Source organism: Candidatus Pantoea deserta (genome assembly GCF_003813865.1).
In the GTDB taxonomy this organism is placed as follows: domain Bacteria; phylum Pseudomonadota; class Gammaproteobacteria; order Enterobacterales; family Enterobacteriaceae; genus Pantoea; species Pantoea deserta.
This window is the reverse complement of sequence record NZ_RMVG01000011.1, coordinates 17,870-38,901: the sequence shown is the minus strand read 5'-3', so window position 1 is coordinate 38,901 and position 21,032 is coordinate 17,870. Positions and strand designations below refer to the sequence as shown.

Genomic DNA, 21,032 nt, shown 5'->3' with positions numbered 1-21,032 from the left:
AGCGGCCTCTCGCCGCCCAGCGTCACGTTGCAGGGAAATCATCGCCTGATAAAAAAATCCCCTCCACGTCGTTAAGCCCGACGTGGAAGGGAGTTGAATACGCGTTATCTGACAAGATTATCCTGAAGATCGACTTAGCCTGCAATCAGTGTGGCCTGGGTCGTCTAAACGCAACAGCAACCGGCAGAGGTTAACGCTCACGCAGCGCCTCTTTGGCCCGATTGAACGGCTTGATCAGATAATCCATCACGGTTTTCTCGCCGGTTTTGATGTCCACCGTGGAGACCATACCAGGGCTGATAGAGAAGCGGCGTCCGGCTTTGTTCTGCACATAGTCGGTGTCGGTGCGAATAAAGACGCGGTAGTAGTAAATCTCCGGCTTCACCTCATCCTGAATAGTATCCGGCGAGATGCTCTCCACCACCCCATGCAGCCCGCCGTATATGGCGTAATCATAGGCAGAGATCTTCACCAGCGCCTTCTGCCCTGGATGAATAAACGCAATATCGCGCGGCGACAGGCGCGCCTCGATCAGCAGACGATCGTCCATTGGTACGATATTCATCAGCTCGCCGTTAGGCGGGATCACCCCGCCTACGGTAGTCACCTTGATGTTTTTCACGATGCCGCGCATGGGCGAGCGCAGCGTCAGTCGGCTAACGGTATCCTCACGCCCTTTTACCGTTTGCGCCAGGCTGTCCGCCTCCGCCGACGCCTTCGCCAGATCCTCGCGCGCCTGCACATAATATTGCGAGCGCATATCGGTGAGTTTCAGCTCCAGATCGGATCGGTCGCGCTGGAGTCGCAGCACCTCAACGCTGCTGGCCGCGCCGGTTTTCGCCAGCCGCTGGGTAATCGCCAGCTCGCGGTTAGCCAGCTCAAGGGACTGCTGGATCTGCGCGGTGGAATCTTTCAGCTGCGCCCGTCGGGTGGTGTAGAGCCGGGTTTCCGACGCGATCAGATCGGGAAAGGCCTTTAGCTCATCAGGAAAGCGCAGAGGTCGATCGTTCACTTCGGCGTAGAGGCGCGCGCTGGCCGCCAGCGCGGCGCGATAGCGGGCCGCGCTCTCGCCGACGCTGGAGACGGATCGGGTGGGATCGAGCTTCGCCACGATCTCCCCGGCCTGCACCCGATCCCCTTCGTGCACGTGCAGCTCGGCCAGAATGCCGCCCTCCAGCGAACTCAGCACCTGATCGCGCGAGCTGGGGATCACTTTGCCGGTGCCGGTCGAGACCTCATCCAGCACGCCGAACCACGCCCAGATCAGCCCCGCCAGCAGCAGAACGGCGCTAATCGCTATCAGCCGTACCGCGCCGGTGTAGTAGGTTTCCGAGTGGAGATCGCCGTTGAGATCCTCGGCGCTTTCCCGTTCCGGCGCCGCCAGCCGCAGCTTTGTTGACAGCTCGCTCATGCCTGATCCTCCGGACGATTCAGCGCCGCGCGCGCGGGCGGCAGCGCGCTCTCTTTTGGACTGTCCATCACCAGCTGCCCCTCTTTTAATACCAGCACGCGATCCACCAGCGCCAGAATGGCGGCGCGGTGGGTGGCGACCACGAGCGTGCGGCCGTTCAGCCACTGACCAAGCCGTTCGATAAACTCTTTTTCGGTGTGATCGTCCAGCGAGGCGGTCGGCTCATCCAGCAGCACAATATTGGGATCGCGCAGCAGCATGCGCGCCAGCAGCACCGACTGCCGCTGGCCGCCGGACAGCCCGACGCCGCCCTCCATCACCGGCTGATCGAGACCGAGCGGCAGACGACGGATAAAATCCGCGCCGCCGCTGACTGTCAGCGCGGCAAAGATCGCCTCATCGCTGGCGTGCGCCGCGCCCATCGTCAGGTTCTCGCGCAGCGTGCCGTGAAACAGCCGCGCATTCTGCGTCATCAGGCCGACGTTGCGCCGCACGTCCGCCAGATCGATATGCGGCAGGCTCAGGTTGTCGAGCCGCAGTTCGCCCCCTGCCAGATCCATGCCGCCAATCATCGCCTGCAACAGCGTCGATTTACCGGAGCCGTTGCGGCCCAGCACCGCGACGCGCTCGCCGGGCTTGATGGTAAGGCTTTTGATGCGCAGCGCGATGGTAGCGGAGTCGCTGTAGTAGCGAAACATCGCCTCGCTGAAGTGATAGTGGCCAAACAGCACCGGCGCGTGAATGCGGGTTTCATCCTTGCTGTTTTCAACCGGCAGCGCCATCAGCGCGTCGAGGCTGGTTTTCGCCGCCTTAACCTGCTGCCAGCGCGCCAGCACGCCGCACAGCGTGCCCATAGGAGCGATCATGCGCGACGAGAGCAGCGACGCCGCGACGATCGCGCCGGTCGTGATGTCGCCGTTGATCACCATTGGCGCGCCGATAACGATCACGCTGGCATACACCAGCCCCTGCACCGTCACGCCCCAGCTGATCAGCGAGTGCATCACCTTGCGCATCTCCACGCCGGACTGCGCGGTAATGCGGATATAGCTGTTCCACTGTTGCAGAAAGCGGTCTTCCGCCTGCATCAGCTTGATGTCTTCCAGCCCCTGCACGCTCTCCACCAGCACCGCGTTGCGCAGCGTCGACTCTTTCAGCGCCTGATGCGCCAGCTTCGCCAGGGTTTTCTGCTTCAGCAGCCCAGGCAGGATCATCAGGATCACCGCGACCGGGGCGATCCACGCCAGCTGCGGCGCAATGATGGCCATAACCAGCAAAAACAGCAGGAAAAACGGCATATCGACGATAGAGGTGACGGTGGTCGACGTCACCATCTCGCGGATCGCCTCCAGCTCGCGCAGCTGGGAAATAAAGGTGCCGGTGGAGCGCGGAATGGCGCTGTTGCGCAGGCGCAGCGCGTGACCGAATACCCGATCGGACACGCGCATATCGGCGCGTTTGCCAAGCAGATCGGTGACGTGATCGCGTCCGACGCGCAGGATATAGGTGAAGATCACCGAGATGATCACCCCGCCATACAGCACATAGAGGGTGGGATAGGACTGAGCCGGGATCACCCGATCGTAAACCTGCATAGAGAAGATAATGCCCACCAGCGCCAGCAGGTTGATCAAAAAAGATCCCAGCATGACATAGCCGTAGGGCCGCAGATCGCGCAGCACCAGACGGCGCAGCCAGTCGGGCTTGATGGTCTCCAGATAGCGATCGACGCGGCTGTCTTTCGCCGCGGTCAGAGGACGAAAGGCCGCGGCGAAGCGGATGTCCGGCAGCAGCGCCGCCAGCGACAGCGGCGTGGGCTGTTCGTCGCCGCTGAAGTGCACCCGCACCTCGTCATCGCCGTCAAAACTGGTGATAACCCCCACCTGACCGTCCGCCAGCTCTACCGCCAGCGGCAGACGCCAGTGGTTAATCTCCCATTTGTTCTCTTCATACAGCTGTAGAGAGAGACCGGCCTGACGCGCCAGGTGACGCAGCGCTTTATCGCGCGTCTGCCTGCCCTGCCACTCGCTGGCGGCAAGGATCATGCCCGGCGAACAGGGCAACCGATAGTGCGCGGCGATCAGGATAATCGCGGTGGCCCACCCCTGGAGCGGCACCCCGCTGTCGGCCCGTTCGGGCTTGCCCGCAGGCGAGTCTGGAAGCTGCATTTGCGTCATGGCTGGATCTCCACGGACTGGATCCGCTGATTATTCAGGGCAAAGGCTGAGCGCATATGCCCGGTGCTGTAAAGGCAGTCGAGCTGTAGCGAGCGTAACTGGCTGATGGTTTGCTGGAGCGTGAATCGCGTCTGGAACACTTCCTGTTCGGCATTGAGCACGTCGAGCAGCGGACGCGTGCCGAGTTGCAGATACTGGTCCTGGTAGAGTTCCTGGGTCTTTTCGCCAAGCCGCTGCTGCCGCGCCTGGATAGCCAGGCTGAGCGCCAGACTTTGCGACTCGCTCTGCGATTCGCTCAGCTGCTGACGCGCCTTGAGGCGCGCGGAGTTAACGGCGGCATTGGCGGCGTTGACCGCGCTGGCGGCCGCGTCGCGGCTGGCGGTCAAGCCGCCGCCCTGATAGAGCGGCATTTCAACTTTAACCCAGGCCGAATATTGCGTGCGGTCCAGCGTCTGGCTGTTGGCGTAGTGGTCGTTAAGATAGTGCGTCACCTGCGGCTCCAGCGATACGGTCGGCAGCATTTGCGCATTGGCGTTATCGAGCTTCGCCTGCGCCTGCGTGGCCTGCGCCCAGGCGGCAAGCACCGCCGGGATAAGGCGGTCGTCCGCCTGAGACGTCTCGCAGGCGCGCATCAGCCCGGCAGGAAAATCGTCGCTGACCTGCTTCACCACTGGCCAGCCGAGATAGGTGGCCAGGGTGGCGCGCCAGCGGTTCAGGCTGGCCTGATACTGCGTAAGGGTGGTGCGCGCGCCTTCGATACGCGCGTCGGTTTGCGTCGCGTCAGAGAGCGAAGCCGCGCCCTCATCGTTGCGCTGGCGAGCGAGATCGCCGATTTTCGTCAGGGCCGTCAGCTGCTGCCGGGCGATTTTCACCAGCTGCTGATAGCCCTGCACCTGAATCAAGGCCGCCGCCGCGTCGTGCGCCACAGTATCAATACTCACCAGCACGTTGGCCTGCTCTTGCGCGACCCCCGCTTCAGCGGAGCGCACCGAACTGCTCACCTTGCCAAAGTCGTAGAGCATCTGAGAAACCGACAGCACAAAAGAGGGGCTAAAGCCCTTTTCGCTGTAGGCGTTGCTGTAGCCGTTGTTCATACCGGCGCTGACCTGTGGATAGTATTTCGCCTTAGCCACGTCTACCTGGCTGGCCTGCTCGCGCAGCTTTCCCACCGCCTCGGCTATATCGGGATGCCACTGAATCGCGCGCTGCACGGCCTGACTGACCGTCAGCGTCTCCGGCACGCGCGCCAGCGCGGGTTCAGCGCTGGCGCCGGTTAAGGATGGGAGATCCGGCTGCTGCGCCAGGCCGGTTGCGTTGATCTGACTGGCCGTCTGCAAGGTGTCGCTGGCGGCCGCCAGAGAGGAAAAGGTAAAAAAAGCGATGCCAGCACAGAGAACGCTGCGCGTAAAAGAACGGCGATATATTGCGCTTGATTGCATCCGATCCATCGTATTCCACTCGTCAGTTAGAGAAAGGGGCGCATCCCTGCGCCCGATAGTGCTTCCCTGCCAGACATAACGGCGCTTACGCCGCCGGGTTCTGGTGCGGTTGTTGCAGTAGCTCCTCCAGTGAAACGTTAACGCCCTCCAGCGTGACCAGCTGCGTGCTGCTGTAGGCGGTTCCGGTGCCGTCGCGGTCAATTGACAGCACGGTATTGCCGTCCGCAGTGTGGTCCACCTTCACGAAGTCATTGACGTTGCTGCTGTCGTTCCAGCCCACCAGCAGACTGCTGACGTCAATCTTGTCGCCGTCGGCCACAGAGAAATCGGTCCAGGTGTCATGCCCGTTGCCGCCGACGGCATCGGCGCTGTTCAGCAGGTGATACACCAGGGTATCGGTGCCTGCGCCAGCGGTGATGGTGTCGTCGTAGGCGCTGCTGATCAGCGCATCCGCGCTCGCCGTGCCGGTGATGGTGGGATGCAGCTCAATGGTGAAGCTGTTGGTGGTAATGGTGCCGTCAGCCGCCGCCAGGCTGTAGCTGAACACCTCTTTATGCGCAATCTCCTGCACGTTCACGGCTGTGTTCAGCGTGTAGGTGTAGTGACCGTCTGCGGAGATGCTCAGGGTGCCGTAGTCGCCCGCCACCAGCGTAATACCGCTGCTGCTGACGGCGGTGGTCTGGCCGCTCTCGTTGGTGATGCTCAGCGCGCCGCTATGGGTTGCCGTGCTGTCGCCGTAGATGCTGCCGCTCGCCGTGGTGCCGTCATCAACGGTGGTTTCGGCAAACAGGCTGTTGATCGACAGCAGCGTGGTCGCCGGACCGTTATGCAGATCGACGGTCAGGGTGGCTGAGGTGACCGCGCCGCTGGCGTCGCGCACCGAATAGGTGAACACGTCGGCGGCAGGCAGCGAGTCGGCATCCAGACCGGCCTTCAGCGCATAGGTGTAATTTCCTTTGGCATCAATGGTCAGGGTGCCGTACGTGGTGTTGATCACCGTATTGCCTGTGCTTGCCACTGCGCCGCCTGATACCGTGGTGACCAGCGTGCCTGTCGGTATCGTGCCCGCCACCGAACTGGTGTCGTTGGTCAGCAGATTGCCAGTGACGCTTGCCGCCACCGTCACCGCCAGCGTCGTAATATCGGACGTGGTGGTCACGGTCGTCGTCGGCAGAACGCCCACGCCGCTGCTGGTGCCCAGCAGCACGGCGTAGTTACCGGTGCCGAGGTTGCTGTAGGTCACGTTACCGCCTGACTGCGTGCCCACCGTCAGGAAGGTGGAGATGTAGTTGGCGTTGGTCGATTTCACCGTCCAGGTACCGTTCGCCTGCTGCTGATAGAGATAGAGCGTATAGGTTGACGTCAGCGCGACCAGGCTGGTCGCTGACGCGTGCAGCGTCACGGTACGGGTGTCGCCCGCGCCGACGCTGAACTGATATGCGCCCGCACTCTGCAACACGCCCAGCGTAATCGCGCCGCCCAGGTTGACGTTCAGCAGCGCAGTTCCGCTGGCGCTGGTATTGGCGTTCGTGATGGTACCCGTCTGGGTAGCGTAATCGACCTCGGTCACATCATTGGTCGCGATCACGCGGATTGCGCCCAGCACCGTGGCGGCAGGCGAAACGTTGCCCGCACTGTCGACCTGCGTCACCGACAGCGTCGCGCCGGTGGTTTGCGCCGTGGTCAGCGCCACCGAGAAGCTGCCGTTCGCCGCCACGGTGCCGCTGCCGATGGCGTTGCCGCCCGCATCGCGTACCGTGACGGTTGCGCCCGCCTCCCCTGTACCGGTCAGCGTGGTGCCTGCGGTGTTAATCGCCAGCCCGCTGACCGCCGTTGGCACCACACTGTCAACGATGACGCTGGCTGAGGTCGTCGCGCTGACATTACCTGCGGTATCAGTTACCGTCACGCTCAGCGGATGGGTTCCCTGCGTCAGCGTGGCCGTTGTAAAGCTCCACGCGCCGCCCGTACCCGCCGTAACGCTTCCCAGCAGGGTTGTGCCGTCATAGATTCTGACCAGCGCGCCCGCTTCCGCCACCCCGCTCAGTACCGGAGTGGTATCGCGCGTCGCCCCGCCGCTCGGCACCGTGACGTTTGGCGTCACCGTGTCGTTGGTGATCACCAGCGTACTGGCCGCTGGCGCCAGGGTATCGACCGTCAGCGTGACGGAGGCGCCTGGGCTGCTGTTGCCTGCCGCATCGGTCGCGATCACGTTCAGGGTGTGCGCCCCGTTACTTAAGGTCGGAGAGACAAAGCTCCACTGACCGTTGCTGCCGACGGTGGTGGTGCCCAGCAGAGTCGCGCCATCGTAGACGTTGATCCTCGCGCCCGCCTCGCCCGCGCCGCTCAGCAGCGGCGTGCTGTCGTTGGTAATACCGCCGCCGGGGATCGCGACCGGCGTGCTGCCGTTGTTGTTGCTGAGCGCCAGCGCCGTTACCGCCGCAGGCGCAACCGTATCCACGATGACGCTGGCCGTGGTGGCGCTACTGACGTTACCCGCCAGATCCGTAACCGTTACGCTCAGCGGATGGGTGCCGTTACTCAGTACGCCGGTGGTAAAGCTCCATGCGCCGCTGCTGCCTGCCGTCGCCGTGCCCAGCAAGGTTGTGCCGTCATAGAGGGTGATGCGACTGCCCGCCTCTGCCTGGCCGCTCAGGGTCGGCGTACTGTCGTTAAGGGAGCCGCCGTTCGCCACTACCGTACCGGTGACGTCATTGGTCACCACCAGCGTCGATGCTACCGGCGCGACCGTATCAACCGTAATGGCCACCGTGGCCGACGGCGCGCTGGTATTGCCGGCCGCATCGCGCACCGTCACGCTCAGCGGATGAACGCCATTGCTCAGCGCGGCAGTAGTAAAGCTCCACGTCCCGTCCGCGGCCGCCGTAACGGACCCCAGCGCCGTGGTATTGTCAAAGATGGTCACGACCGCGCCCGCTTCCGCCGTGCCGCTCAGGGTCGGAGTGTTGTCGTCCGTCGTCGCGCCATTGCTCAACAGCCCCTGTATCGTCCCGACGTTATCCCTGACCTCCAGCGTGGTCACGGCTGCCGGCGGGGCAGTGTCTACGGTCAGCGTCAGCGACACGGGCGCGCTGGTGTTGCCCACCGCATCGGTTGCCGTCACACTCAGGGTATGCGCTCCGTCCGCCAGCGTCGGCGTGATAAAGCTCCACTGGCCGCTGCTGCCCACCGTCACCGTTCCCAGCACGGTGGTGCCGTCGGAGATAGTGAGGCGGCTGCCCGCTTCCGCCGCGCCGCTGAGCAGCGGCGTGCTGTCACTGGTCAGGCCGTTGCCAGCGATCGCCACCGGGGTAGCGCCGTTGTTGTTACTTGCCGTCAGCGTAACCTCAGGCGCCGTGGTGTCGATAACCACGCTGGCAGAGGTGGAGCCGCTGACGTTGCCTGCGGCATCCGTTACCGTCACGCTCAGGGAATGCGCGCCCTCGGCGAGCGCCGCCGCTGGCGTAAAGCTCCATGTGCCGCCTGCGCCCACGGTGACGCTGCCCAGCGTTGCGTTGCCGTCGTAAAGGGTAACGACGCTGCCCGCTTCCGCCGCGCCGCTCAGTACCGGCGTGCTGTCGCTGGTCGCGCCGCCGTTCGGCACCACCACGCCAGCGACATCGTTGGTCACCACCAGCGTTGACACCGCCGGAGCAAGGGTATCGACCGTCAGGTTAAACGGCGTTGCCGGGCTGACGTTGCCCGCCGCGTCGGTTACCGTCACGTTCAGCGTATGTTCACCCTGCGCCAGCGCGCCCGTGGTGAAGGTCCAGGCGCCGTCCGCGCCGGCCGTTGCCGTGCCGAGCAGCGTGGTGCCGTCGTACAGGGTAACGATGTTGCCAGCGCTGGCCGTGCCGCTCAGGGTGGGCGTAGTGTCGTCAGTAAAGGCTCCGCTGGTCAGCGCCCCCTGAATCGCGCCGACGTTATCGCTGACCGCCAGGTCGGCGACCGGCGCTGGCGCGGTAGTGGCCACCGTCAGCGTCAGCGTCGTCGGCGCGCTGCTGTTGCCTGCCGCATCGGTGGCGATCACGCTCAAGGTATGGGCGCCGTCGGCCAGCGTCGGCGTGATAAAGCTCCACTGTCCGTTGCTGCCCGCCGTCACGCTGCCCAGCACGGTAGTGCCGTCAGAAATGGTGACGCGCGCGCCCGCCTCTGCCGTTCCGTTCAGCGCCGGCGTGCTGTCGTTGGTGATACCGTTGTTGAGGATCTGCGTCGCCGTCGCGCCGTTGTTGTTGCTGGCGCTGAGCGTCGCGGCCGTCGGCGCGATGGTATCCACCGTCACCGTCACCGACGCCGAGGCGACGCTGGTATTGCCCGCCACATCCGTCACTCTGGCATACAGGCTGTGCAAGCCCTGACCCAGCGCAGGAGAGGTAAAGCTCCATGTTCCCTCGCTGCCTGCCGTCACGGAACCCAGCGCCGTCGTACCGTCATAGAGGGTAACCAGGCTGCCCGCCTCGGCGTTGCCGCTCAGGAGTGGCGAGCTGTCGTTGGTCGAACCGCCGTTCGGCACCACCGTGCTGGTAATGTCGTTGGTGATCACCAGACCGGTGGCCGTGGCTGGCGCTACGGTATCGACGGTAAAGGAGAGCGCCGCCGAGCGCTCGCTGACGTTACCGGCGATGTCCGTCACCGTCACGCTGAGCGCATGAGCGCCGTTGGTGAGAATCGGCGTGTTAAAGCTCCAGCCGCCCTCCGCGTTCGCCGTCGCCGAACCGATAACTGTGTTGCCGTCATACACGGTGACCAGCGCGCCCGCTTCCGTGGTGCCAGTGAGCAGCGGCGTATTGTCGTTGGTGGTGCCGCCGTTAGCGATGCCTGTCGGGGTTGCGGCCGCGTCATTGCTTACCAGCAGATCGGCAACCGTGGCCGGAACAGTGACGTCCACAGTGATGTTAATGGTGTCGGAGGTTTCCCCCGGATTGCCTTGCGCATCCAGGGTGGTGATGTAGAGGGCGTGCGCCCCTTCCGCCAGCGCCTCAGGCGTAAAGCTCCATATGCCGTTCGCGCCCACCGTAACCTGCCCCAGCACGGTATCGCCGTCATAAATGGAGATGACGTCGCCTTCCGTCGCCACGCCGCTCAGTACGGGCGTGTCGTCGTTGGTGGTCGAGCCGTTGGTCAGCGCCACCAGCGTACTGCCGTTGTCATCCGTGAGCTGGAGCGTACTGGTGGTGGGCGGCAGCCCGTTGGCGATGGTAAGCAGGAAGGCCTCTGAGACCGGACCCACGTTGCCTGCCGCATCCGTCTGGGTCAGGGTAAAGCTGTGTGGTCCGTTGCTCAGCGCCGCAGGCGTAAAGCTCCAGGTTCCCTCCGCCGTGGTTACCGCCGTGCCCAGCAGCGTCGCGCCGTCATAGACGGTGACAATGCTGCCCAGCTCCGCCGTTCCGCTCAGCGTCGGCGTGTTGTCGTCGGTAGTCGCGCCGCTCAGCAGCGGGCCGGTGGTCGCGCCCGCATCGTCATTCACCAGCAGATCGCTAATAGCCAGCGGCGGCGTGACATCGATAGTGATGGTGTACGGCTCGGCTTCGATGCTGGTATTACCCGCCGCGTCGGTGACAGAAACCGTGAAGGCATAGGTGCCTTCATCAAGGGTGCCGGTTTCGAAACGCCAGATGCCGTTTTCGTTTACCGTGGCCGTACCGAGCAGCGTATCGCCCTGGTAGACATTGACCGTGGCGCCCGCTTCGGCGTTGCCGCGCAGTACCGGCGTTTGATCGTCGGTGTCGCCGCCGTCGGCAATAACCACCGGCGTAGCGCCAGCCGTATCATAGATAGCAAAGGTCGCCGCGTCCGGCGGCAGGGTGTCAACGGTAATCGATCCCAGCGACGCGCTGGCGCTGACGTTGCCCGCTGCATCGCTTACCGTCACGCTCAGCGCATGAACGCCGTCATCAAGCGCGGCGGGCGTAAAGCTCCAGCTGCCGCCGGCATCGGCCGCCACCGAGCCAAGCAGTGTCTCGCCGTCATAGAGACGCACAATGCTGTTCGCCTCTGCCGTGCCGCTGATCGCCGGCGCGTTATCGCTGGTGATCGCCCCATCCGCCAGCGTTGCGCCGCCGCTGGTTTGCAGCGTCAGATCGCCAGCCGGTTCCGGCGGGGTGACATCGACCACCAGGGTAAACAACTCAGAAGGCGCGCTGACGTTACCGATCTCATCGGTGACCGTCGCGCTCAGCGCATGACCGCCATCCGCCAGCGCTGGCGTACTCAGGCTCCATGCGCCGGTGTCGCTGGCGACGATTGAGCCGATGGCCAGGTTGCCGTCATAGATCGTGACCAGGCTGTTGGCTTCAGCGGTGCCGGTGAGCAATAGCGTGTTATCGCTGGTGGTAGCGCCGTTGATAAGGGCGCTGCCGCTATCGTTGCTGACCGTCAGAACGGTTGCATCCGGCGCAACGGTATCGACGGTAAAGTCAATCGGCGTTGAGGCGGCGCTGGTATTACCTGCCGCATCCGTTACCGTCACGCTCAGGCTGTGAAGCGCGTCGGTCAGGGTGGCGACCGCAAAGCTCCACTGACCATTCGCGCCGACCGTGGTGGTGCCCAGCAGCGTATCGCCGTCATAAACGCTAACAACGCCGCCCGCTTCCGCCGTGCCGCTCAGCAGCGGCGTGCTGTCGCTGGTGGTATCGCCATCCAGTATTGTCGCCGCCGCGCCGCCGTTGTCGCTGCTGAGGCTGACGTCGTTCGCTGCGGCTGGCGCAGTGGCGTCCACCACCAGGCTGACCGTAGCCGCCGCGCTGATATTGCCCGCCGCGTCGGTCGCGGTCGCGCTCAGCGTATGGCTGCCGTCATCCAGCGCGGGAGCGGTAAAGCTCCAGCTGCCATCGTCGGCGGCCGTCACGGAACCCAGCACGGTATCGCCGTCAGCGATGGTAACGAGCGTGCCCGCTTCGGCCACGCCGCTGACCACCGGCGTGTTGATGCTGGTCAGGCCGCCATCCGCAATGTTCGCCAGCGTCAGGCCGGTAATGGCGGCAGGCGGCAGGGTATCGACGTTGAGGGTAATCGCATCGCTGGCCGGGCTGATATTGCCCGCCGCATCGGTAACGGTCACGCTCAGGCTGTGCGCGCCGTCATTCAAAACGGGCGAAACAAAACGCCATGCGCCCGCATCATCTGCGGTGGCGCTGCCCAGCAGCGTATCGCCGTCATAGACGGTGACGGTGCTGCCCGCTTCTGCCGTGCCGCTCAGCACCGGGGTGTTGTCGCTGGTGAGGTCGCCGTCGCCGATTTCCGCGCCGCTGGCGTCATTGGTCAGCAGCAGATCGGCCGCGGCGGCAGGCGCAGCGGTATCCACGGTAAAGCTGATGGTCGGGGTATTGCCGCTGCTGTTGCCCGCCGGGTCGGTCACCACGACGCTAAGGCTATGCGCGCCGCTAGCCAGATCGGGCGTGATAAAGCTCCAGTTGCCTTCCGCGCCAGCGGCGACGCTGCCCAGCGCGGTATCGCCATCATAGATGGTGACAATGCTGTTGGCTTCTGCCGTGCCGTTCAGCTGCGGCGCAGTGTCGCGGGTAAAGCCGCCATCGGTAATCGGCACCAGGAGAGTGCCGGTGCTGTCGCTCAGCTGTAAATTATCCGCCAGCACTGGCGCAGTGAGATCGACGTTAAAGTCGAACGGCTCAGACGGCGCGCTGCTGTTGCCCGCGCTATCGGTCACGGTGGCGGTCAGGCTGTGGGCGCCCTCGGCCAGCGCTGGCGAGGTAAAGCTCCAGCTGCCGTCGCTGCCTGCCGTTACGCTGCCCAGCACGGTGGTCCCGTCCGACAGGGTGACGAGGCTGCCCGCTTCGGCGCTGCCGCTTAACACCGGCGTGGTGTCGTTGGTGGCGCCGCCTGCGGCAATCTGATTGCCGTTATCGTCGCTGCTCAGCTGTAGCGCGGTCGCCGTCGTCGGCGCAGTGGTATCAACGGTAAAGGTCACCGGCTCAGAGGGCGCGCTGCTGTTGCCCGTCGGGTTGGTGACCACCACCGTCAGACTGTGTTCGCCTTCGCTCAGGGCTGGCGCGCTGAAGCTCCAGCTGCCGTCGCCGTTCACCGTGGCGCTGCCCAGCACCGTATCGCCATCCGAAACGGTAATGGTGCTGCCCGCTTCGGCGGTGCCGCTTAGCAGCGGCGTCGCGTCATTGGTTGCCCCGCCGGCGGCAATCGCCACCGGCGTACCGCTGGCGTCATTGCTGATTTGCAGGTTGTCCGCAGCGGCGGGCGGCGTGAGATCGACCGTAAAGGTAAAGGCATCGGAGGCTGGCCCGGTATTGCCCGCCGCATCGGTCACGGTGGCGGTCAGGCTATGCGCTCCCGCCTCAAGCGGCGTTTCTGGCGTAAAACGCCAGTTGCCGTCGGCATCGACGGCGGCGCTACCCAGCGCGGCGTCGCCGTCAAAGACGGTTACGATGCCGCCAGGCTCTGCCGTGCCGCTCAACGCCGGACTGGTGTCGTTGGTGATGCCGCCTGCCGCGATCGCCGTACCGTTCTGATCGTTGCTGAGCGCCAGCTCCGCAGCCGCGACCGGCGGCAGCGTGTCGAGGGTGAAACTCACTGGCTCCGTCGGCGCGCTGACGTTACCGGCGGCATCGGTGACGGTCGCCGTCAGGCTGTGGCCGCCGTCGTCCAGCGCCGGGGAAGTAAAGCTCCAGTTACCCTCCGCGTCGCTGGTCGTGGTGCCCAGCAGCGCGTCGCCGTCGTAGACCGAGATGGCGCTGCTCGCCGCCGCCGTGCCGCTCAGTACCGGCGTCGCATCGTTGGTCACGCCGCCAGATACCACCGGCGTGCCGCTCTGGTCGTTGGTAAGCAGCAGATTAGCCGCCGCTACCGGAGGCGTGGTGCTGATGGTAATCGCCACCGCTTCTGTCGCCGGGCTGCTGTTGCCCGCCGTATCGGTGACGGTGGCGGTCAGGCTGTGGTCGCCTTCGCTCAGCGCAGGCGTGGTGAAGCTCCAGCCGCCGTCGCTGCCGACCGTTACCGAGCCAAGCACCGTATCGCCGTCAGAAACGGTCACCAGGCTGCCCGCCTCAGCGCTGCCGCTCAACACCGGCGTGGGATCGTTAGTAATACCGCCCGTTACGGCGACCGGCGTGCCGCTTTGATCGTTGCTCAGCAGCAGATCGGCGGCCGCGACCGGCGGCGTGGTATCAACGGTGACCAGCAGCGGCGCAGACGGCCCGCTGCTGTTGCCCGCTGCGTCAGTGACGGCGGCGGTCAGGCTATGATCGCCCTCCGCCAGCGTCGGTGTGGTAAAGCTCCAGCCGCCGTCGCTGCCGACCGTTACCGAGCCAAGCAGCGTATCGCCGTCGGAAACGGTGACCAGGCTGCCCGGTTCGGCGCTGCCGCTCAGTACCGGCGTGGTATCGTTGATGGCGTCGCCTGACGCCACAGGAACCGGCGTGTCGCCCACGTTGCTGCTGAGCGACACATCAGCCGGGATGGCCGGCGGTAAGGTATCGACGGTAATCGCAATGGCGTCGCTGGCCGGACTGCTGTTGCCCGCCGGATCGGTGACCGTGGTTGTCAGGCTGTGATCGCCCTCGGTCAGCGTCGGGGTGGTGAAGCTCCAGCTGCCGTCGCCTGCCGCCGTGGTCGAGCCAAGTACAGCGCCGCCGTCAGAAACGGTGACGATGCTGCCCGTCTCGGCGCTGCCGCTCAGCACAGGCGCGCTGGTGCTGGTCGTGACGCCGTTGATAAGCGGATCGCCGCTGGCATCTGTCAGGGTCACGCCCGTTGCCGCCTCCGGCGGCGTGGTGTCGATGGTCAGCGTCAGCGGCGCGGAGTCCGTGACGTTGCCCGCGGCATCGGTAAAGGTGGCGAGGAAGGTATAGGTGCCGTCCGCCAGCGTGTCGGGGGTAAAGGTCCACTGGCCGTTAGCGTCCGCCGTCACGCTGCCTAGCGCCGTTTCGCCGCTGTAGAGCGTCACCAGCGAGCCGGCGGCGGCCAGGCCGCTCAGCACCGGCGTGGCATCCTGCGTGGCGGAGCCGTCCGCCAGCGCCACAAGGGTGGTGCCGCTGTCGTCGGTCGCCTCCAGCGACGTGGTCGCAGGCGGCAGGTCGGCCTGCACGTTCAGATTCACCGCCGGGGTCGCCGGGCTGATATTGCCCGCCGCGTCGGTCACCGTCACCGTCAGACTATGAACGCCGTTGCTCAGCGCGCCGGTGGTCAGGCTCCAGCTTCCGTCGGTACCCGCCGTGACCGTGCCCAGCAGCGCATCGCCGTCATAGACGCTGACCACGCTGCCCGCTTCCGCCTGACCGCTCAGGGTCGGCGTATTGTCATCGGTGGTCGCGCCTGACGTCAGCGGTCCTTGAACGTCGCCAGCGTTATCGCTCACGACCAGCCCGGTCGCGGCGGCTGGCGCGATGGTATCGACCGTAAAGTTTACCGGCGCGGAGGACGGGCTGACATTGCCTGCCGCATCGGTGACGGTGGTGGTCAGGCTGTGCGCCCCTTCCGCCAGCGTAGGCGAGGTAAAGCTCCAGCTTCCGTCGCTGTTAACCGTGGCGGTGCCAAGCAGCGTATTGCCATCGGAAACCGTGACCGTACTGCCTGGCTCAGCGGTGCCGCTCAGGACCGGGGAGGCATCGTTGGTTGCGCCGCCCGCGCTGACCGGCAGAGAGGCGCTGCCTTCGTTATTGCTGAGTTGCAGGTTATCCGCCGCGTCCGGCGCCAGGGTATCCACGGTAACCGTGAGCGGCCCGGCGTTGGTGGTGCTGCCGTTCGGGCTGTTCGCCACCGCGAGGAACACATGCAGCCCGTTAGAGAGAGAAAAGAGCCTGAAGGACCACTGGCCGCCGGCATCCGCCGTGACGCTGCCCAACACCGTGTTACCGTCATAGAGCGTCACCAGGCTATTGGGATCGGCGACGCCGCTCAGGATCGGGCTGTCATTGTTAGTGGTAGCGCCGTCAACGATCGGCGTCAGCGTACTGTCTGCTTCAACGGTGGCTTCCAGCGGCGCCGTCGCAGGCGGCAGACCGCCCTCAATCGTCAGATCGAAGGGAGTCGTCGCCGGACTGCTGTTGCCCGCCGCGTCGGTCGCCGTCGCCGTCAGGCTGTGAGCGCCGGTGCTCAGCACTGGCGTGGTGAAGCTCCAGTTGCCGGCAACATCAGCGATGGCATTGCCCAGCAGCGTAGCGCCGTCATAGATGCTGATAACCGCATCTGGCTCCGCCTGGCCGCTTAGCGTCGGCGTGCGGTCGTCCGTGGTATCGCCGGAGTTCAGCGCGCCTTGCGCAGCGCCGAAGTCGTCGCTGACAACCAGCGCGCCGGGCGCGTCAGGCGCGACGGTATCGACGCTAAAGTCCAGCGGGACGGACGCCGGGCCAGTGTTACCTGCTGCGTCAGTGACCGTAGCGGTCAGGCTGTGGCCGCCTTCCCCCAGCGCTGGCGTGATGAAGCTCCAGCTGCCGTCACTGCCGACGGTCACGCTGCCCAGTACGGTATCGCCGTCAGCCACGGTTACGGTGCTGCCCGCTTCTGCCGTCCCGCTCAGTATTGGCGACGTATCGTTGGTGGTGCCGCCAGGGGCGACCGGCAGCAGAATGCCGCGGTTGTCGCTCAGCACCAGATCCGCGACCACGTCTGGCGGCGTGGTATCGACATCAAAGGTAACAGGCGCAGAAGGCACGCTGACGTTGCCTGCCGCATCGGTCGCGGTGGCGGTCAGGCTATGCGCGCCCTCCGCCAGCGTCGGCGTCGTAAAGCTCCAGGCGCCGTCTGCGCCGGCGGTGACGCTGCCCAGCACGGTTGCGCCGTCGGAGACGGTGACAACAGCGCCCGGTTCAGCGCTGCCGCTGAGCACCGGCGTGCTGTCGTTGGTCGCCCCGGAAGTGACTGCCACCGTCGAGCCGCCTGCATCGCTGCTCAGTTGCAGATTACCGACTGCTTCCGGCGCGACGGAATCAATGGTGATGGTCAGCGTGTCGGAATCGGTGGCGCTGCCCGCCTCATCCGTGCTGACGGCATGGAAGGCATAAACCCCGTCCGCCAGCGCGTCTGGCGTGAAGGTCCACTGACCGCTGGCGTCTGCGGTCACGCTGCCCAGCACCTGATCGCCGTTATAGAGCGTCACCAGCGCGTTCGCGGCTGTCAGGCCGCTCAGCACCGGCGTGGTATCCGGGGTGGTCGCGCCGCTGGCAAGCTGCACTACCGTGCTGCCGCTGTCGTCGCTAATTTCCAGCGAACTGGTCGCAGGGGGCAGATCCGCCGCGACGGTCAGATCGAAGGCGTCTGTTGGCGCGCTGCTGTTGCCTGCCGTATCGGTCACGGTGACCGTCAGGCTATGGCTACCGTTACTCAGGGTCGGGGTGGTAAAGCTCCAGCCGCCTTGCGCATCGGCGGTAACGGAACCCAGTAGCGTGTCGCCATCGTAGACATTAATCAGACTGCCCGCCTCCGCCTGACCGCTCAGGGTTGGCGTGCTGTCGTCGGTGGTATCGCCCGACGCCAGCGCTCCCTGGTCGTCGCCGACGTCATCGGTGACCACCAGCCCGCTGGCGGCGTCTGGCGCGCTGGTATCCAGCGTAAAGTCGATGGCCGCTGACGCCGGTCCTGTGTTGCCTGCCGTATCGGTCACGGTGGTGGTGAGGCTGTGGCTGCCCTCGTCAAGAGCCGGAACGGTAAAGCTCCAGCTGCCGTCGTCGGCGGCCGTGACGCTGCCAAGCACGGTGTCGCCGTCAGAGACGGTTACGGTGCTGCCCGGTTCGGCGCTGCCGCTCAGCACTGGCGTGGCGTCATTTGTCGCGCCGCCCGCGCCGATCGGCACGGAAACGCCGCCGCTGTTGCCGTTGAGCAGCAGATCAGCCGCCGCCGCTGGCGGCGTGGTATCGACGCTGAAGTTAACGGGCGCGGAGGCTGCGCTGGCGTTGCCTGCGGCATCGGTTACGATGGCGGTCAGGCTGTGCGCGCCCTCAGCCAGCGTCGGCGTGGTGAAGCTCCACGCGCCGTCGTCGCCCGCCGTAGTGCTGCCCAGCATGGTGGCGCCGTCAGAAACCGTGATGATACTGCCTGGTTCGGCGCTGCCACTCAGTACCGGCGTGGCGTCACTGGTGGAGCCGGAGGTGATCGGCACCGGCGACCCGCTGGCGTCAGTGCTGAGCTGAACGCCCGTTGCGCTTTCTGGCGCTACGCTATCTACCGTGATGTTCAGCGTAGCGGAGTCGGTGACGTTGCCCGCCGCGTCGGTGCTGGTGGCGTGGAAAGCATAGGTGCCGTCGGCCAGCGCCTCTGGCGTAAAGCTCCACTGGCCGCTGGCGTCTGCGGTGACGCTGCCCAGCGCCTCATCCCCGTTGTACAGGATAACCAGCGCGCCAGCCGTGGTCTGGCCGGTCAGCACGGGCGTCGTGTCTCTGGTGCTGTCGCCGTCGGCCAGGGTTACCAGCTGACTACCGCTGTCGTCGGTAATCGCCAGCGAACTGGTCGCCGGCGGCAAATCGGCCGCCACGGTTAATTCAAACGCATCGGTCGCCGGGCTGACATTGCCTGCCGCATCGGTGACGGTAAGCGTCAGACTGTGGCTGCCGTTGCTGAGCGGCGGCGTGGTGAAGCTCCAGTTGCCGTCAGTGCCCACGGTGACGCTGCCGATGACCGTGCTGCCGTCGTAAACAGTGACCAGCGAATCCGGCTCCGCCTGACCGCTCAGGATCGGCGTGCTGTCATCGGTCGTCGCCCCTGACGTCAGGGGGCCGGTGCTGCTGCCCGCATCGTCTGTCACTACCAGACCGCTGGCAGCCGCAGGCGGCAGCGTATCGACGGTAAAGAGCAGCGGCGCGCCCGCCTCGCTGACGTTGCCTGCCGCATCGGTCACGGTGGCGGTCAGGCTGTGGCTACCCTCAGTCAGCGTCGGGGTGGTGAAGCTCCAGCTGCCGTCACTGCCTGCCGTGGCCGTACCCAGCGGCGTAGCGCCGTCAAAGAGGGTAACGGTGCTGCCCGGTTCCGCCGTGCCGCTCAGCACCGGCGTATTATCGCTGGTCGCCCCGCCAGGCGTAACGGGCGTCACCGTCTCACCGCTGTTGTTGCTGAGTTGCAGATTGTCTGCGGCGTCCGGCGGCAGCGTATCAATAGTCACCGTGATGGTCGGCGTGTCGCTCACGTTGCCGTCCGCGTCGGTACTGGTGGCGCGGAAAGCATAGGTGCCGTCCGCCAGCGTTTGCGGCGTAAAGGCCCACTGACCGCTGGCGTCCGCAGTGACGCTGCCCAGCACCGCATCGCCGTTATAGAGGGTGACCAGCGCGTTAGCGGCGGCGACGCCGCTCAGCGTCGGGGTGTTATCCGCAGTCGCCGCGCCGTTGGTCAGCGATACCAGGGTGCTGCCGCTGTCATCCGTAATTTCCAGCGAGCTGGTAGCCGGAGGCAGATCCGCCGCAACGTTAATGACAATGGGCGTGGTTGCCGCGCTGACGTTGCCCGCCGCATCGGTCACGGTAGCGGTCAGGCTGTGGCTGCCGTTGCTCAGCGCCGGCGTGGTAAAGCTCCAGCCGCCGTCTGCGCCCGCCGTGACCGAACCCAGTAGCGTATCGCCGTCGTAGACGCGGACCAGAGTCCCCGCTTCCGCCAGGCCGCTCAGTACTGGCGTGCTGTCATCGGTCGAGCCGCCAGAAGTCAAGGGTCCCTGGCTGTCGCCCACGTTATCCGTCAGCTGCAATCCGCTGGCGATGTCTGGCGCGAGGGTATCAACGGTAAAGGTGAGGGTTGTCGCCGGGCTGATATTGCCTGCCGCATCGGTCGCGGTAATGCTCAGCGTATGGCTGCCCTCTTCCAGCGCCGGGCTGGTAAAGGTCCAGCGGCCATCGCTGCCCGCGGTCACCGTGCCCAGCACGGTATCGCCATCGCGAACGGTAACTGTGCTGCCGGCTTCGGCGGTTCCCTGAAGCGTTGGCGTATTATCGCTGGTTACGCTGTCCTGCCCGATGGGCGTCACGAGGGTGCCGTTGTTGCTGGTTGCCGTCAGATCGGCAATGGATTCAGGCGCGAGGGTATCAACGGTGAAATTAACCGGACTAGTGGCGCTACTGACGTTGCCCGCGGCATCGGTTACCGTAACCGTCAGGCTATGCTGGCCGTCCGCCAGCGTGGGGGAGGTAAAGCTCCAGCTGCCGTCTGCGTTGACCGTTACCGTTCCCAGCAGCGTGCTGCCGTCATAAACGCTGATGACCGCGCCTGCCTCGGCCGTTCCGCTCAGGACTGGCGTATTGTCATCCGTGATGCTACCTGCGCCGATGGATCCCTGAACGCTGCCGACATTGTCGCTGATAAGCAAATCAGTAACCGGGCCGGGGGCGGTAGTATCGCCGCCGCCGGTATCGCCCCCGCCGGTATCGCCGCCGCCGGTATCGCCGCCGCCAGTATCGCCGCCGCCGGTATCGCCACCGCCTGTATCGCCCCCGCCTGTATCGCCGCCGCCTGTGCCGCCATCGCCTGTGCCGCCATCGCCGGGAGCCGGCGCGGCCTCAGAGGAATTGCCGCCGCCGCCGCCGCCACCGGCAAACATCGCGGCAATACCCGCCAGCGCCGCGCCGCCGAAACCGTAGGCGGCAATCGCGCCATCATTAGTAATATTGTCCGCCAGCAGCCCTTCTGTGCTGTCGATGGAAACAAACTGGAAGCCCTGCTGGCCTGGATCTTCTACCCACCACAGCGCGCCCTGGTCATCCTGCAATACCAGATCGCTTTCGCCTGCCGGGCTATAAAAATTATGAATAACAACTGTTTCCCCAGATTTCGTTGTGACAACCAGGTCGTTACCGTTGCGCGCAAAAGATTTGATGTCAGACCGGTTAAGATTGAGCTTAACCAGACTCGGAGCGGTTAGATTGACGTCGCTGCCACTCAGCTGCGAGGCGATTGTGCCGCCTTTAGGCGTTACTGAGATATTATTCATGTTATGTATATCCCACTGAGGTTATTAATATTCATAAAAATGCCCGGCATCCTGAGACCCCGGTGTGTTCGTAAATAGCGCCCGGCGCTATTCACTCCCCTCTTTGTCGATCTCATATTTTTTGATGAAATCGC

4 protein-coding genes are annotated in these 21,032 nt (G+C 65.0%); all 4 read right to left on the bottom strand.

Annotation, left to right across the window (positions count from 1 at the left end; genetic code table 11):
• Positions 1 to 190: 190 nt before the first annotated feature.
• A complete protein-coding gene (locus BBB56_RS14305; RefSeq protein WP_123801622.1) occupies positions 191 to 1,411 on the bottom strand; it encodes an HlyD family type I secretion periplasmic adaptor subunit in 1,221 nt (406 codons plus the stop codon).
• A complete protein-coding gene (locus tag BBB56_RS14300) occupies positions 1,408 to 3,588 on the bottom strand; it encodes a type I secretion system permease/ATPase (protein ID WP_123801621.1) in 2,181 nt (726 codons plus the stop codon). The genes BBB56_RS14305 and BBB56_RS14300 overlap by 4 nt, the downstream gene beginning before the upstream one ends.
• Positions 3,585 to 5,036, bottom strand: a complete 1,452-nt coding sequence (locus BBB56_RS14295) for a TolC family outer membrane protein (RefSeq protein WP_123801620.1) — start codon at positions 5,034 to 5,036, stop codon at positions 3,585 to 3,587. Before BBB56_RS14295 ends, BBB56_RS14300 begins: the two co-directional genes overlap by 4 nt.
• 76 nt (positions 5,037 to 5,112) lie before the next feature.
• Positions 5,113 to 20,898: an Ig-like domain-containing protein gene (locus BBB56_RS14290; protein WP_123801619.1), complete on the bottom strand. Its 15,786-nt coding sequence runs from the start codon at positions 20,896 to 20,898 to the stop codon at positions 5,113 to 5,115.
• Positions 20,899 to 21,032: the final 134 nt, after the last annotated feature.